This is a genomic window from Rhizobium herbae (genome assembly GCF_019511375.1).
Taxonomy (GTDB): domain Bacteria; phylum Pseudomonadota; class Alphaproteobacteria; order Rhizobiales; family Rhizobiaceae; genus Pararhizobium; species Pararhizobium herbae_A.
Genome location: NZ_JAEUAO010000002.1, coordinates 874,402 through 889,216, shown reverse-complemented (window position 1 = coordinate 889,216; position 14,815 = coordinate 874,402). Strand labels below are relative to the sequence as shown.

General features: G+C 62.7%; 15 protein-coding genes. 4 read left to right on the top strand and 11 right to left on the bottom strand.

The window, feature by feature from the left end; all coding sequences use genetic code 11:
• The first annotated feature begins 80 nt into the window (after positions 1-80).
• Complete coding sequence (locus JNB71_RS11495) at positions 81-1,913, top strand: methyl-accepting chemotaxis protein (protein ID WP_220371909.1); 1,833 nt, start codon at positions 81-83, stop codon at positions 1,911-1,913.
• A gap of 74 nt (positions 1,914-1,987) precedes the next feature.
• On the opposite strand, the gene JNB71_RS11490 is transcribed toward JNB71_RS11495, so the two are convergent.
• From JNB71_RS11490 to JNB71_RS11470, 5 genes are all read right to left on the bottom strand, one after another.
• Positions 1,988-2,476, bottom strand: a complete 489-nt coding sequence (locus tag JNB71_RS11490) for a DUF523 domain-containing protein (RefSeq protein ID WP_220371908.1) — start codon at positions 2,474-2,476, stop codon at positions 1,988-1,990.
• An 11-nt stretch (positions 2,477-2,487) separates the two neighbouring features.
• On the bottom strand, positions 2,488-4,665 hold the full coding sequence (glyS, locus tag JNB71_RS11485; protein ID WP_220371907.1) for a glycine--tRNA ligase subunit beta: 2,178 nt from the start codon (positions 4,663-4,665) through the stop codon (positions 2,488-2,490).
• A gap of 126 nt (positions 4,666-4,791) precedes the next feature.
• Positions 4,792-6,729, bottom strand: coding sequence for a DUF2207 domain-containing protein (locus JNB71_RS11480; RefSeq protein ID WP_220371906.1), 1,938 nt, complete (start codon positions 6,727-6,729; stop codon positions 4,792-4,794).
• Between the two features lie 31 nt (positions 6,730-6,760).
• Complete coding sequence (locus tag JNB71_RS11475; RefSeq protein ID WP_220371905.1) at positions 6,761-8,035, bottom strand: 3-phosphoshikimate 1-carboxyvinyltransferase; 1,275 nt, start codon at positions 8,033-8,035, stop codon at positions 6,761-6,763.
• Positions 8,036-8,126: 91 nt separating this feature from the next.
• Positions 8,127-8,675, bottom strand: a complete 549-nt coding sequence (locus tag JNB71_RS11470) for a LemA family protein (RefSeq protein WP_220371904.1) — start codon at positions 8,673-8,675, stop codon at positions 8,127-8,129.
• A 202-nt stretch (positions 8,676-8,877) separates the two neighbouring features.
• Between JNB71_RS11470 and JNB71_RS11465 the strand changes: the two genes are divergently transcribed.
• Both JNB71_RS11465 and JNB71_RS11460 read left to right on the top strand, forming a co-directional pair.
• Complete coding sequence (locus JNB71_RS11465) at positions 8,878-9,075, top strand: hypothetical protein (protein WP_220371903.1); 198 nt, start codon at positions 8,878-8,880, stop codon at positions 9,073-9,075.
• 333 nt (positions 9,076-9,408) lie between these two features.
• On the top strand, positions 9,409-9,546 hold the full coding sequence (locus tag JNB71_RS11460) for a hypothetical protein (RefSeq protein WP_220371902.1): 138 nt from the start codon (positions 9,409-9,411) through the stop codon (positions 9,544-9,546).
• Between the two features lie 136 nt (positions 9,547-9,682).
• Here JNB71_RS11460 and JNB71_RS11455 read toward each other — a convergent pair whose 3' ends face one another.
• From JNB71_RS11455 to JNB71_RS11425, 6 genes are all read right to left on the bottom strand, one after another.
• Positions 9,683-10,645 (bottom strand): glycine--tRNA ligase subunit alpha, encoded by a 963-nt coding sequence (locus JNB71_RS11455; RefSeq protein WP_220371901.1) that lies wholly within the window; start codon positions 10,643-10,645, stop codon positions 9,683-9,685.
• Positions 10,646-10,910: 265 nt separating this feature from the next.
• The gene (locus tag JNB71_RS24720) at positions 10,911-11,336 is read right to left on the bottom strand and encodes a PIN domain-containing protein (RefSeq protein WP_222857244.1); all 426 of its coding nucleotides are present in this window, start codon (positions 11,334-11,336) and stop codon (positions 10,911-10,913) included.
• Positions 11,337-11,384: 48 nt separating this feature from the next.
• Positions 11,385-11,573 carry a hypothetical protein gene (locus tag JNB71_RS11440; protein WP_220371899.1) on the bottom strand — a complete coding sequence of 63 codons (189 nt, stop codon included), beginning with the start codon at positions 11,571-11,573 and terminating at the stop codon, positions 11,385-11,387.
• A gap of 28 nt (positions 11,574-11,601) precedes the next feature.
• The gene (locus JNB71_RS11435) at positions 11,602-12,468 is read right to left on the bottom strand and encodes a S49 family peptidase (RefSeq protein WP_220371898.1); all 867 of its coding nucleotides are present in this window, start codon (positions 12,466-12,468) and stop codon (positions 11,602-11,604) included.
• A gap of 84 nt (positions 12,469-12,552) precedes the next feature.
• Positions 12,553-13,332 carry a tRNA1(Val) (adenine(37)-N6)-methyltransferase gene (locus JNB71_RS11430; protein WP_220371897.1) on the bottom strand — a complete coding sequence of 260 codons (780 nt, stop codon included), beginning with the start codon at positions 13,330-13,332 and terminating at the stop codon, positions 12,553-12,555.
• Positions 13,329-13,553: a DUF2007 domain-containing protein gene (locus JNB71_RS11425; RefSeq protein WP_220371896.1), complete on the bottom strand. Its 225-nt coding sequence runs from the start codon at positions 13,551-13,553 to the stop codon at positions 13,329-13,331. Before JNB71_RS11425 ends, JNB71_RS11430 begins: the two co-directional genes overlap by 4 nt.
• Before the next feature lie 109 nt (positions 13,554-13,662).
• Between JNB71_RS11425 and JNB71_RS11420 the strand changes: the two genes are divergently transcribed.
• A complete protein-coding gene (locus tag JNB71_RS11420) occupies positions 13,663-14,679 on the top strand; it encodes a polyprenyl synthetase family protein (protein WP_220372250.1) in 1,017 nt (338 codons plus the stop codon).
• Positions 14,680-14,815: the final 136 nt, after the last annotated feature.

Here is a 14,815-nt window from a genome sequence, read left to right as displayed (position 1 = left end):
GCGGCCTGCCCTTGCCCCTGCCCGTTTAAAATAGAGCCGGCAATCCCTTGTCTGCCGGTGTCTGGATCGTGTGAAACACCATGAAGAATCTCAGGATTTCGCGGCAACTGCTGTTGCTGGTCACCGGACTGTTCGTTGCTTTCGCGGCCGCCGTCTATTTTCAGATATCCGCATCGAGCGAAGCGCTTTACAACGCCCGCTACGACACGCTGCGCACCCAGGTGCAGTCGGCCGTCTCCGTACTCAAGGCTTTCCATGAACGGGAAGCAGCCGGCGAACTGACCCGTGACGAGGCACAGGCACAGGCGTTCAAAACCTTGACAGCGATGAAATTCGATCCGGACGGATATTTCTTCGGCTACGACTACGACGTCGTCATGAAATTCCATCCTGACGCTCGAAAGGTTGGCAAGAGCGCCAAGGGCGTTGCCGATCCGAAGGGCTACAAGTTCCGCGACGAACTGGTTCGGCTTGGGCGCGCCGGCGGCGGGCAGACAAACTTCTATGCCAGCAAGCCCGGCGAGCCAGACGATGCCTTCTTCCGCAAGAGCGGCTATGCCCTGGCCTTCGAGCCCTGGCAGGTGGTCGTCGTCACGGGCCTTTACATCGATGACCTCGACGCGCAGGTTAGCGCCACCATCTGGAAGGCCCTGTCGATCGGCCTGCTTGTTTTCGGGTTCGGCATTGCCGCTGCCTGGTCCGTCATCCGCGGCATCACCAGGCCGTTGCAGGCGATCCACACGGCGCTCCAGGCGGTTGCCGACGAGAATGTCACGATCGATATCCCGCACACGAGCCTACGCAACGAAGTCGGCCTGATGGCAACGGCGACGCAATCGCTGCAGCTGAAGGTGCGCGAACGGCATGAGATGGCCCGCCGCCAGGCCGAGCAGCAGGCCGAAATCAACGCCGAGCGCCAGCACAATCTCGACCTTCAGCGTGAAGAGGCGGAACTGCAGGCGCATGTGGTGGCAACGATCGGCGAGGCGATGGAGGTTCTGGCGACCGGCGACCTGACCATCCGCTGCGGCGATCTCGGCCCCGGCTATTCGACGCTGCGCGAACACTTCAACAATGCGCTGGCGCGGCTCGAGGCGGCCATGTCCAAGGTCAACGGCAAGGGTGCCGACATCGGTGGCAGCAAGGAGGAAATCCGCAACGCTTCTCTGGAACTCGCCCGCCGCACCGAGCAGCAGGCTGCCAATTTGGAAGAAACCGTCGCCGCCGTCGACGAGCTGTCCGCCTCGGTGCGCCACACGGCCGAAGGGGCAAGCGAAGCAAGCAAGCGGGTGCAGGCCGTCAGCGTCGACGCGTCGCGCAGCGACGCCATCGTCTCGCAGGCGATCGAAGCCATGAGCGGCATCGAAAAATCCTCCGACGAGATTTCCAAGATCATCGGCGTGATCGACGAGATCGCCTTCCAGACCAACCTGCTTGCGCTGAACGCCGGTGTCGAGGCGGCGCGCGCCGGGGAGTCCGGCAAGGGCTTCGCCGTCGTGGCGCAGGAGGTGCGCGAACTGGCGCAACGCTCCGCCGCAGCCGCCAAGGAGATCAAGGAACAGATTTCCCGCTCCTCCGATCAAGTGGTCAACGGGGTCAAGCTGGTCGGCGAGGCAGGGGAAGCGCTGAAGCGGATTTCCAGCCAGATTGCGGCGGCCAACGAGATCGTCGCCAAGATCGCCTATAGCGCCAGGGAACAGGACTCAACGCTGCGCAGCATCAACGGCTCGATGAACCAGCTCGACGTCGCCACGCAGCAGAACGCCGCCATGGCGGAAGAGACGACGGCGTCGGCCCAGGTGCTGGCCGACGACACGGAAGAGCTCCTGAACCTCATCCGGGGATTCCGCATCTCCGACCGGGGCGCACCCACCGAGACCAACCGGCAGCCCCAATGGCGCAAGGCGGGCTGATCCGAACCGCTGACCAATACCGGAAGGCAGCACCCTCGGGCGCTGCCTTTTTCTTTCGTGCAGTTCGCAAGCGATCAGACGGTAGAGCCCAAGACTTCGACGAGGGCGTCGATATCGCGGCCGGAAAACACCTGGATGCCGTGCGCCTTGAGAAGCGCTGCCGTGACGCCCTCGCCCGGCCGGCGGCGGCCGGAAAAGCTGCCGTCATAGATGAACCCCGAGCCGCAGGATGGGCTGCCGTCGATCAGGAGCGCATAGGCGCAGCCGGTCTCGAGTGCCACGGCCAGAGCATTTTCGGCCGCCTGCCGGAACTCAGCCGTGACGTCGTCGCCATTGCTCTCCAGCACGCGAGCGCCTCCGGAGAGCACCTCGGCCGCGGATTTTCCGGTTCGATTTCCGCAGGCAGCCGCGGTACCGGCATGCCCGCCGACATTTCCGGACAGATAGTCACCAGCCGCCCTTCCGCGCGCCAGCGATCGAGTGCCGGATGCGTGAGTGGCCCGCCCGTCATAGCGGACGGCATGACCCATGAGACAGGCACTGACGAGGATTCTTGCCCCCATCGGCCATTTCCTTAGCCGCTGATCTTCGAGAAGTCGGCCACCGTGCCGGTCGCCGAGCGGATCAGGCCGAGCAGGGCCAGGCGGTTCGCCCGGATGGCTGGGTCTTCGTCGTTGACGAGAACGTCGTTGAAGAACCGATCGACCGGGCCGCGCAACTTCGACAGGGCTTCCATGGCCGAGCGGAAATCTTCGCCCGCGATGGCGGCAGCGGCCTCCTGCGATGCCTGAGTGACGGCGGCGTAAAGCGCCCTTTCCTGATCGAGCCTGAAGAGCGAGGGATCGACACTCGCTGCAACCGCGGTGCCCTTCTTTTCCTCGGCCGCCAGCAGCTGCGTGGCGCGCTTGGTGCCGGCAAGCAGGTTCTGGCCGTCTTCGGAGGTGATGAAGGCCGTCAGCGCCTCGACGCGGCGGGCGACCATCAGCAGGTCGTCGGCGTCGGGCGTCAGCACCGCATCGATCAGGTCGTAGCGGGCGCCCAGATCGCGCAGGTAGACTTTCAGGCGGTCGTGGAAGAAGGAGAGGAGGTCGATTTGAAGAGCATGAATGTCGGGTCCACTCATCCCAGCGGGATTTCCAAGCACCAGGATCGTTGCCTGCCTGAATGACTTCGCCAGCGGCAACCGCACCTTCCGCTCCAGCATGATGCGGATCACGCCCAGCGCGGCACGGCGTAACGCATAGGGATCCTTCGAGCCCGTTGGCTTTTCATCAATGGCCCAGAAGCCGACCAGCGTATCGAGCTTGTCGGCAAGCGCCACGGTGATGGCGACCTTGTCGTCCGGCGCGCGGTCGGAAGGCCCCTGCGGCTTGTAGTGATCCTCGATCGCTGCGGCGACGGAGGCATCGTCGCCCTGCAGTAGCGCGTATTTGCGACCCATGATGCCCTGAAGTTCGGGGAACTCGCCGACGGCCTCGGTGCGCAGGTCGGCCTTGGAGAGAACAACGGCACGGTCAACCAGTGCGGGATCGGCGCCGGTCACCTTCGCAAGTTCGGCGGCGAGCGATCGGATGCGCGCAACACGATCGCCTTGCGTGCCAAGCTTGGCATGGAACGTTACATTCAGCGCATCGAGCTTGGCCATGCGCTGGTCGAGCGGCTTTTTCAGGTCGAGCCCGAACTTTTCGGCCGAGACTTCCAGCGTTTGGAGGTCCGGGAGGTCGCCCTGGTCGCGGGTCCAGAAATGCCTGGCGTCCGACAGGCGGGCGCGCACGACCTTGCCGTTGCCGTGGACGATTTCCTTGCCGCCGTCCTTCGCCTCGATATTGGACACGAGGATGAACTTGTTCGACAGGGTTTCTCCACCAAGCACGCGGGTGACGAAGCATTTCTGGTTCGTCTTGATCGTCAGCCGGATGATTTCCGCGGGGATCGCCAGGTAGTCCTCCTCGAAGGCGCCCATCAGCACCCGCGGCCATTCGACGAGGCCGGAGACTTCTTCCAGCAGCCCTTCGTCCTCGACCAGCTCGAGGCCGTTCGCGAAGGCAATATCGCGGGCGTCGTGGAGGATGATATCCTTGCGCCGGTCGCCGTCGAGCACGACATAGGCCTTTTCCAGCTTCTCGATGTAATCGGCGAAGCGGCGGACGGTAATCGCTTCCGGCGCATGGAAGCGGTGGCCGTAGGTGATGTTGGAGGCGACGATGCCGTCAACCGCGAACGGGATGACGTGGGTTTCCTCGTGTTCCGGGCCGAACAGGCAGACGATGGATTGCAGCGGCCGTACCCAGCGCAGGGAGCCCGGCTTCGCCGAAGCGACGCCGGAGCGCATCGGATTACCCCAGGGAAAGTTGCGGATGATGCCGGGCATCACCTCGGCGATTATCTCTTCGGCGGGGCGGCCGGGCTTGACGATATGGGCGACGTAGAAGTCGCCCTTCTTCGGATCGCTGTGGACATGCGCCTGATCGATCGATGTCAGCCCCGCGCCGCGCAAAAAGCCTTCGATCGCCTTTTCGTTGGCATCGGTGCGCGGGCCCTTGCGCTCCTCGCGCACATCGGCCGAGCGGGTGTTCAAGCCGCGGATATCGAGCGTCAGCCGCCGCGGCGTCCAATATTCCCGCGCACCCTCATAGGTCAGACCCGCCTCGACCAGAGCATCGGTCAGAAGCTTCTTCAGGTCGCCGGCAGCCTTGCGCTGCATGCGAGCCGGGATTTCCTCGGAGCGGAGTTCAAGCAGAAGATCGGGCATGAGATGGATGCTTTTCTGAGGGATCGATGGACTGCGGGGGACTTAGCAAGCCCGGCAGCAAAAGTCATCCATTCAATGGCGGAAAAGTCAGCTGTCACGCGGCGGCGGCGTCTTGACATTGGCAGCCTACCACCCGCCTCCTCCGCCGCCACCTCCACCACCGCCGGAGAAGCCGCCGCCGCTGGAAAACCCCGAGGAGGAGCTCTTGGGTGGCGGTGGGAGCGATGAGGTCATTGTGTCAGCCATCGAGCCGGCGAAGCCGCCCATGCGGTCGCCGAAGGAACCGGCGCTGAAACTGTCACCGTGGTACCAGGCGGGCTGGTACCCGGCTGCGGCAGCGCCGGCTGCGGCGGTAAGCAGCCAGCGATCGAAGGTCTCCGACCAGGGTTTTTCGACGCCGAGGGCAACGGCGTAGGGTAGCAGTGTTTCGAAATGCTGCGGCGACATCTCCGGCGCGCCGGCCATATTCATCCGCTCCTTCTCTGCAAGCGTCAGATATTGGCGCAGGCCATCGATGCCGTCCATCATCCGGGCACCGAGCGGCGTCGGCGCGCCCATGAGAAGAAAGAACAGGAGATTGACGAGAACGATGCCGCCAACGGAAACCAGCAGCGGCAGTTGATGCGACGACACCGCCTCGAAGACGAGGAAAGCGAAGATGCCGGAAAACACCGAAACGGCGACGAAACCGATGAAGCCGAGCACAACAATCGAGACGATGCGCGCGGCAAGGCTCGCCTGCCTGCGGAAGGATTTGCCGAAACCGACGGCAAAGACCGAAACGAAGAAGGCGGCGGCAATCGGTACGATCACGAGGCCAATGTTTTCCTCATCAAGTTCGCCGAAAAGGAAGATAGCGAGAAGGAACAGGACCGACAGCACGACGCCGCCGACCACGTAGGCAGTATTGGCCTTGTAGTATTTGCCGCGATGCTCTCGCTCCATGGCGCTGCGGAAATCGGCACCGACCTTCTGCACGATCTTGCCGTTGGCCTTGTCGATCACCAGCTTGCCGCCCTGATCTTCAACGGCCTTCAGAAGCGCTGCCTCACCGGTCGGCAAGCGACCGGGCCTCGCCTTGCCGCTCCTGGTGATGACCAGCGAATTCTTCAGGTCCTCCAGGACGACATGGCCGCCGACGGCGAGGTTGAGTGCTGCGGCCGATAGCGCCGTCCAGCCCTCGCCGGAAAAGCCCCTGTTGTCGATGTAGTTGACCAGCGCCGGCGAGATGCCGTCCGGCGCGTCCCAGCGCGGCACCATCACCCCGCGGGCCGGATCGCGGCCGACCTTCAACCAGGCGTGGGAGTAATAGAGGACGACGATCACGAGCCCGGCGATGGCGATGATGGCGGCAAGATTGTCGCGGAACCACCAGAGCCTTTCCGTGGATGCCGATGGCCGCTCGATGCTGTCCTTCGGCATCTTGATGGCAATGGTCAGCCCCTCGCCCGGCTGCAGACGGCGCGTCGTGGTGAACATCAGTTCGTCGCCTTCCTCGACCGCGCGCGCATTCTTGTCGGCTGCGCCGTATCGGCCGGTGAAAACGTCGAGCGCCTGCGCCTTCACGCCGGACGGCAAGGTGACCCTTGCCGAGGCCTCTTCGATCGGAAAGGCCCAATCCGTGCCGGTGACGTTCCAGTAGAGTTCGTCGTGATCGTCGAAAAAGCGGATCTGGCGGGCCGTTTCGTAGGTGAACCGGAAGGTGTGTTCGCCGCGCGACAGTAAGACGTCGGCGTCACCGCTATAGATGCGGATGCCGCCCTTGATGCTTTCGGTGCGATAGGGCTCCGCATTGCCGTCGCGCTCGACCGAGATGAGCTTGAAATCGACCCTGGCGGTGCGGCCGCGGGCGTCGGTGAAGGTGAGCGGGAGATCACGATAGACGCCGCGCTTGATCCGGTCGCCCTCGACGACTGCGCTGATCGTCTCTGTGACCGTCAGCGTGCCATCCTGCGCCAGCCCGATATCCGAATGATAGGAGGTGAACATTTCCTCCGCCCGCACGGCACCGGCCAGGGCCAGAAACAGCCAGACGAGACCGAGCGCCGCGAGGAGACGTTTCATTCCTACCTCCGGCGGATGGCGATACGCCCGCTCACGGCCTGTCGCCTTCGAAATCGACGCCGAGCGAGGCGAGCTCATCCCAATAGCGCGGATAGGTTTTTGCCACACAGCCGGGATCGAGGATGGTGATGCCGTTGATCTTCAGCCCCGCCAGCGCAAAGCTCATGGCAATGCGGTGGTCGGCGAAGGTATCGATGTCGGCGGGCAGCGTCTGGCCGGCGAGCTTGGGGTCGGAAGCGACCAGCAGGTCATCGCCCTCCTCGATGCCGAGCCCCGGGCGGATGTTCGACAGGCCGGTGGACAGCGCCCGCACCCGGTCGCATTCCTTGACGCGCAAATTGGCAAGTCCGGTGAAGCGCACCGGTGTCTCGTTGAAGGCGGCAAGCACGGCGAGCGTCGGCACTGCGTCCTGCATCTGCGATCCGTCGATGATGGCCGGCATATGCGGGAAGCGGGCGATCACCTCGTAGGATTTTGCGTCGGGCTGCGAGAACGAGGCGGCAGCGACGCCGAGATCGATGCTGCCGCCGGTGAGCACTTCCGCCGCCCAGAGATAGGTGGCGGCAGAGGCGTCCGGCTCGATAATGTAGTCGGTGGCGCGATAGCCGGTCGGGGCGACCTGCCAGATGGACGGGCTGACTTGGCGGACCTCGGCGCCGAAGGCGTGCATGGCGGCAACGGTGAGGTCGATGTAACCGCGCGCGCCGATCTCTTCGCCGGCAAGTTCGATGTTGACCGGGCGCGTGCCGCCCGCGGCCGCCATCAACAAGGCAGAAACATACTGGCTGGACAGGCCGGCATCGATGGTGACGCGATCGGCGCCGAAATCGCCGCTGCCGGAAACCGTGACCGGCGGGCAGCCCGTTTCGGCCTCGACCGCCACACCGAGCGCGCGCAGCGCCGTGACCAGCGGCGCGATCGGCCGCTTGCGCATGTGCTGGTCGCCATCCACCACCACCGTGCCATCGACGAGCGCTGCCGCAGCCGTTAGGAAGCGGGTCGCAGTGCCGGCATTGCCGAGGAAAAGCGGCTTTTGAGCCGGCAACAGCCTGCCGGTACCGGTGACGACGAAGGTCGTGTCGTCCGGTTCGGAAATCGTGACGCCCATGGCGCGGAGCGCGTCTGCCATATAGCGGGTGTCATCGCTCTTCAGCGCACCGGTCAGCCGGCTCGTGCCCTTGGCAAGGCCAGCGAGCAGCAGGGCCCGGTTGGTGATCGACTTCGACCCGGGCGGGCTGACGCGGCCTTCAAGCGGATGGCCCGGCGGGAGGATGGTCAATTTCTGCTCAGCGTTGCTCATGCTCATGTCTCTTGATACCTGCGGCGCCGGGCCTTCCAGGCTTGCGCTCTATCGATTGCCGACTGCCGTCTACGACGGAATGGCGCTTGGCGATAGATCAAGACTTCACGACCGGCACGGCTCGGTCGGCTTCGTTGGCGATCTCGAAATACGCCGCCTTGGCGAAGCCGAAGGGGCCGGCGATGAAATTGGAGGGGAAGCTCTCGACCTTGACATTCAGGTCGCGGGCCGCGCCATTGTAATAGCGGCGGGCCATCTGCACTTCGCTTTCTATCTCCTCCAGCGACTGCTGCAGTTCGGCGAAATTCTGGTTGGCCTTGAGGTCGGGATAAGCTTCCGCCAGCGCGAAGAGCTTGCCGAGCGCCTGGCCGAGCATGCCTTCCGCGGCAGCCCGCCCGGCGACGTCGCCGGCGGGCACGGCCTGCGCCTTGCTGCGAAGCTCGACAACCTCCTGCAGCGTGCCCTTCTCATGGGCGGCATAGCCCTTGACCGTCTCGATCAGGTTCGGAATGAGATCGGCGCGACGCTTCAACTGCACGTCGATGCCGGACCACGCCTCTTCCTTTACCTGACGCGCCTTCACCAGGCCGTTGTAGATAAAGATCACGTACAGGATCACGACCGCAGCAATAGCAAGACCGATCATCGAGGTTTCCTTCCGCCGGACAGTTTTTCTGCAACTTAAGCATCGTGCGCCGCCGTTGGAAGACAATTTTCCACCGCCGCCTCTTCCGTCTTCTTTTCGCATTGCCATCGCGCCTGGCCTGTTCCGCCGGGAACCGCGCGACGGCGCCGTTTGGCCGATAGTTCCTCCATCAGATCAACGCCAGCCCGAAAAGAACGGCACCATGAAAACGCTCGCAACCTTCATCAACGTCATCGCCTTCTCGGCCTTGTTCGTCGCCTATGCGAGCGGCACTTCCGTGGAAAAGCCGACCGGCGTCCGCCGCGCCCTGCAGACCTATGCCGGCCAGCTTCCGACCGGCGCCTATCCGACCCTGAAGCCGGTCTGGAAGATCGGCGTCGATGCCAGCGACACGGTCTGAACTCTTTCCTACATCCGACCGAACGCGCCACATGTCCCCGTTGCGCGAGGCGACCATCGCGCGCTGACGATCGAAGTTGCCGTCTGGCGACTGCCCACCTTCACCGCGAAAGTTGAGTGTGGGATAGGGGGCCACCCCCGCAGGCAAGCCGGCGAAGGATCTAGCTATAACTGGTGATTGCGACCGGCCGGATAAAGCGTATCCTTATCGCATAATTTTCTAATACTCGGCCGACTTGGGCTGCCGCATGGGCCCAGGATGGCCGCCTCGAAACCTTACGGCGCAACGCCGGCAAAAGCGTCGCCAAACTGTTAATGAAGTGCGACTTGAACCATGACCATTCTCTTGATGATCACCCTCTCGGCACTGGTTCTCATCGGCGTGAGCCACATGGCGGCCAGTCGGGCAGAGATACTGGACCAGCGGCAGAAGAGCCTCGTGCCGGTGCGCATCCACACGGACAGGCGCTAAAGCATGTCGCGCAAAAGTGTGCAGCGGTTTTGCGCAAACGACATGCATTAAAACAAAGACCTAAAGCGCGACAAGCGAATCTGAAAGATTACTACGCGCTTTAGGCGCCGCCTCGGTCGAACCTAGGTGAGTTGTCTTAGGCCGCCCGGTCCGCCAGATTGACACCGCCCGCATCCGTCAGCAGAAACGCCTCGCCGCAGGCCTTGGCGAGCGTGCGCACGCGAAGGATATAGCTCTGGCGCTCGGTCACCGAGATCACGCCGCGCGCATCGAGCAGGTTGAAGACGTGGCTGGCCTTGATGCACTGGTCGTAGGCCGGAAAGACGCATTTGTGCAGCATCGCGTTGGCGCCGCTGTCGGGCGCACCGGCGGCGAGCAGGGCCAGGCACTCCTTTTCGGCGTCGACGAAATGCTGCTGCAGCATCGCGGTGTTGGCATATTCGAAATTGTGGCGTGAATATTCTTGCTCGGCCTGCAGGAACACGTCGCCGTAGCTGATCTTCTCGTCGCCTTCACGGCCGTTGAAGTTCAAGTCGTAGACGTTGTCGACGCCCTGGACATACATCGCAAGGCGTTCGAGGCCGTAGGTAAGCTCGCCCGAAACCGGCGAGCATTCGATGCCGCAGACCTGCTGGAAATAGGTGAACTGCGACACTTCCATGCCATCGCACCAGCATTCCCAGCCGAGCCCCCACGCGCCGAGCGTCGGGCTTTCCCAGTCATCTTCGACGAAGCGGATATCGTGCAGCAACGGATCCAGACCGATCGCCGCGAGCGAGCCGAGATAGAGTTCCTGCAGGTTTGATGGGTTTGGCTTCAGGATGACCTGGTACTGGTAATAATGCTGCAGGCGGTTGGGGTTTTCACCGTAGCGCCCATCGGTCGGGCGGCGCGACGGCTGGACGTAGGCCGCCCGCCAGGGCTTCGGCCCAAGGGCGCGCAACGTCGTTGCCGGGTGAAAGGTACCGGCGCCGACTTCCATGTCATAGGGCTGCAGGACCGCGCATCCCTTGTCCGCCCAGTAGTTGTGCAGCGTGAGGATCAGCGCCTGAAAGGAGCGCTTCGGGTTCATATGGTCCGGCAGGGCGGCGGTCGTCATGGCGTCAGTCCAGGTTGAAACGTGCTGGCCGTCTGGTGCCATGACGGGCGAAAGGGGTCAAGGGGCGGAGGAAGCGCAGGACGCAAAGGATAATCGTCGATGATCCTATATTCCCGCCTTCAAGAAAGGATTGATGACAGTGAGGCGCCCGTCAACGAGCAATCCATGCTGCATGTCTTCCGAAAAACACTGCGTCGATCCCGCTTGAAGCGCAACTGCAATCATCAGTGCATCGAAGATCGAAAAGTTGAACCGTGCGGCAAGATCAAGAGCCAATAAAATTGCATTCTCTGTCGAGAGGCATGATCGCCGTCGCGAGCGTGCTTATGTCGCCGATCGCACCTTGGATTTCCGTCCAATTCATGCCCAGTTTGCGCCGGGCAACATTGGCAAATTCATTCAATGCCTGAACGCTCAGAATAAAGGGCTCTGACAAAAGCTGCCATGCCCGGGCGGCACGCGGATCGTCGGTAAAAGCGTAGATCAGGACATTGGTGTCAAGCAGCGGCACGTTCACGCGCGTTTGCCTCGTCGCGATCAAATCTCCAGTCAGCGGGCAGGCGCTTGGCGAAGCCTTTATGCGCTCAAGCGCCCTTTCCCGGCTTTGATCGCGCCCGATCTCAAAATCACGTTCGCCGGCGATACGGACAGCAACCTCATCGCCTTCCTTCAGCTGAAGCGCTTCGACCACCGACGAGAGTAAATCATGGCGAATGGCGGCACCTCAAGGACGGCGAAATTACTCCGGCTTCTTCAGCCGGTATTCTCCCGTCACCGGGTCCTTGACCAGCGTGCCCTGGGTACCGGTTTCCTGCTGGCGGCGGACGTCCTGCTGGCGCCGGGCGAGTTTTTCGGCGTCGGCCACGAACTTGCGGTAGCCGATCCAGACGATGGCTGCAAACAGCAGCAGAAGAATTAGTTGCGGCATCGCTCCTCCCCCGTTTCCTTCAAGACGATCAAAGGCCGAAGCGGGCCCATAATGCTCTTTCTTCGGCCACCTCCGCAAGACCGGAAACGGCCGAAGCCGCGACGCGTTCGGCCATTCCGCCTGCCAAGGACGCACCGGGCTGGCGCCTGCCGAACAGCCCGCGCGACGCGGAAACGAGCTGCAACTCGGTTTTCTCGCCGAATCGCTTCTTCAATTCGCCGCGCATGTCGCCGAGACTGTCGACAAGACCGAGTTCCTGGCCGCGCTTGCCGGTCCAGAATAGGCCGGAGAAGATATCCGGCGTGTCGGCAAGCAGATGGCCGCGCCGCGCCTTGACCATGCCGATGAAAATATCGTGGATCTCGAGCTGCAGGCTCTTCAGATACTCGATTTCGTTTTCCTTTTCCGGCTGGAAGGGGTCGAGCATCGCCTTGTTGTTGCCGGCCGTATAGACGCGCCGCTCGACACCGATCTTCTTTAGAAGTTCCGGAAAGCCGAAGCCGCCGGAAACGACGCCGATGGACCCGACGATCGAAGTCGGGTCGGCAATGATCTCGTCGCCAGCCAGCGCGATCATGTAGCCGCCGGACGCTGCGACATCCTCGACGAAAATGATGACGCGCTTCCTCTTCTCTTCAGCGAGGTCGCGGATACGCTGGTAGATCAGCCGCGATTGCACTGGCGAGCCTCCAGGCGAATTGACCGAGATGGCGACGGCCGGTGCATCTTTCATCGAAAAGGCCCTGTCGAGCACCGGAGCAACCGAGGCAAGGTTGAGCGGCGGGCGAAACTGGCTGCCGCCGGCCATGATCGCACCGTGCAGCCTGACGACCGGTATCGTCCGCCCCTCCTTGCGAAAACGCCTCGGCAAAAGCCTTCTGAAAAATCGGGCCATCTCAACTCCCTGCATTCACTTTTCTGTTTTTCGTGATGGCATGTATGCATTGACAGGCCAAACGCAATGGCGCTGCCGCGAAAATCATCGCCGGCGGCGATAGGCGGCGCGACCGTTGTTCAGGTCATCGACGAAGGCGGAGAATTTGTGCGTGTCGTGCTCGTGCATGATCAGCGGCGCGCGCAGCGCCAGCCGGGCACGGCTCTGCTTGATGGCGGTGACGAGGATTCGCACCGCGTTTTCGCCCGTTCGCGGATGCAGGGCAGTGATCTCGATGCCGCCGAACCGGCGGCCGCAGGCGCAGATGATCTCGGCGATCGATTCCGGCCTGGCGATCAGCGACAGTTGCCCGCCGGGCTTCATGATGGCGCCCGCGGTGCGGATCCAGATGTCGAACAGGCCCTCGGTCATCGCATGCGCCTCGGCCTTCAGGGCATCGGGGGTCTTGCGGTCGGACGCATGATTGAATGGCGGATTCATGATGACGTGGTCGAACGTATCGTCGGCAAGACCGGCGGCGACACGCAACCGGCCGGTGAGCGCGACATCGGCCTCGAGTACGGAGACGCGGGAACTGAAGCGTTGATTTTCCGAAAGGGCGAGGCTCCTGCGGGCGAAGTCGGCCATCAGCGGCGAACGCTCGACCAGCAGCACCTCTGCATCCGCAAGACGCGAGGCAACTGCCATGCCTGCCGCTCCAGCACCTGCGCCGAGGTCGGCAATCCGGCACGGCTTGTCCGAAGCCACCAGCGAGGCAAGCAGCATCGCGTCCATGCCGGACCGGTGCCCTTGCCTCAGCGGCTGGATTACGTGGAATTGGCCGCGGTGGAAGCTGTCGACGGTTTCGGACTTGGCGGTCGTCATTGGTCGCGCAATTCCGCCCCCAGCCCGGCATCGATCAGGATCTGTCGCGCTTCATCCGCATCGTCGTCATCGACGAGAAAACGGCGGGGCAAGAGGCCGAGCGAGCCTTCGAGAATGCTCATGCCCTGATCGGCGATAAACCAGCCGATGCCTGCCTCCTTCATCAGGCTTTCGGCGAAAGAAAGGACGACGGCGTCGTTGGTGCGGATCAATTCCTTCATTCGTGATCGTTTTCCTGCCTTATTTGAGGAAGCGGGACAATTCGCCTCTTGCCGCCACAAGCCCCCCTTTCTATTGTCCGAACTGGAATTTGAACAGGAGTCCCTTGTGTTGGGCGTAGTGATACCGCTGGAAGACAGCAAAAACAAACAGGCATCCGTGAAGCCGCTCGTCGACCTGACGAAGGCGGACATGGAGCGCGTCAACCAGTTGATCCTGTCCAAGGCCGGCTCCGACGTCCAGATGATCCCGGAAGTGGCGAACCATCTGATTTCCTCGGGCGGCAAACGCCTGCGGCCGATGCTGACGCTCGCTTCCGCGTCGATGTTCGGCTTTACCGGCGATGCGCATGTGAAGCTCGCGACCTCGGTCGAATTCATGCACACGGCCACGCTTTTGCATGACGACGTGGTCGATGAAAGCGATCTGCGCCGGGGAAAATCGACGGCGCGGATGATCTGGGGCAACCAGGCGAGCGTTCTCGTCGGCGACTTCCTGCTCGGCCAGGCTTTCCGCATGATGGTCGATGTCGGCTCTCTGGAGGCGCTCGACGTGCTTTCGACGGCAGCTTCGGTGATCGCCGAGGGCGAGGTGCTGCAGCTTTCCGTCGCCAAGAACATGGAAACAACCGAGGACGACTATCTTTCGGTCATCCGCGCCAAGACGGCTGCACTGTTTGCCGCTGCCGCCGAAGTTGGCCCGATCGTCGCCAAGACCGACAAGGCGAGCCGCAATGCGCTGAAATCCTACGGCATGAATCTCGGCCTCGCCTTCCAGCTGGTGGATGACGTACTCGATTACGGCGGCAAGGCCGCCGATCTCGGCAAGAATGTCGGCGACGATTTCCGCGAAGGCAAGATCACCCTTCCGGTGATCCTCTCCTATCGGCGCGGTACGGCCGACGAGCGCAGCTTCTGGCGCGAGGCGATCGAGGGCGGCAAGAGCGACGACCATAACCTCGAAAAGGCCCTTGGCCTCATCACCCGCTATGGTGGCCTGAGCGATACGATCGCCAGGGCGCAGCACTATGGGACGATCGCCCGCGACGCGCTTGCGCCCTTGCCGCAGTCTCCGTGGAAGGCGGCGCTTCTCGAGGTGATCGATTTCTGCATCGAGCGGGTAAGCTGATCCGGGGATCCCGCCCGGAAACCTTCGAGGAAATTCTTGCCGCACCGCGCCAAAAAAGCCATGCTGTGCGTTCATGATAACATCGTTGCCACGTCACCGGCGCAACCGAAGGCGGTAGATCTTGACGGCAACCTGT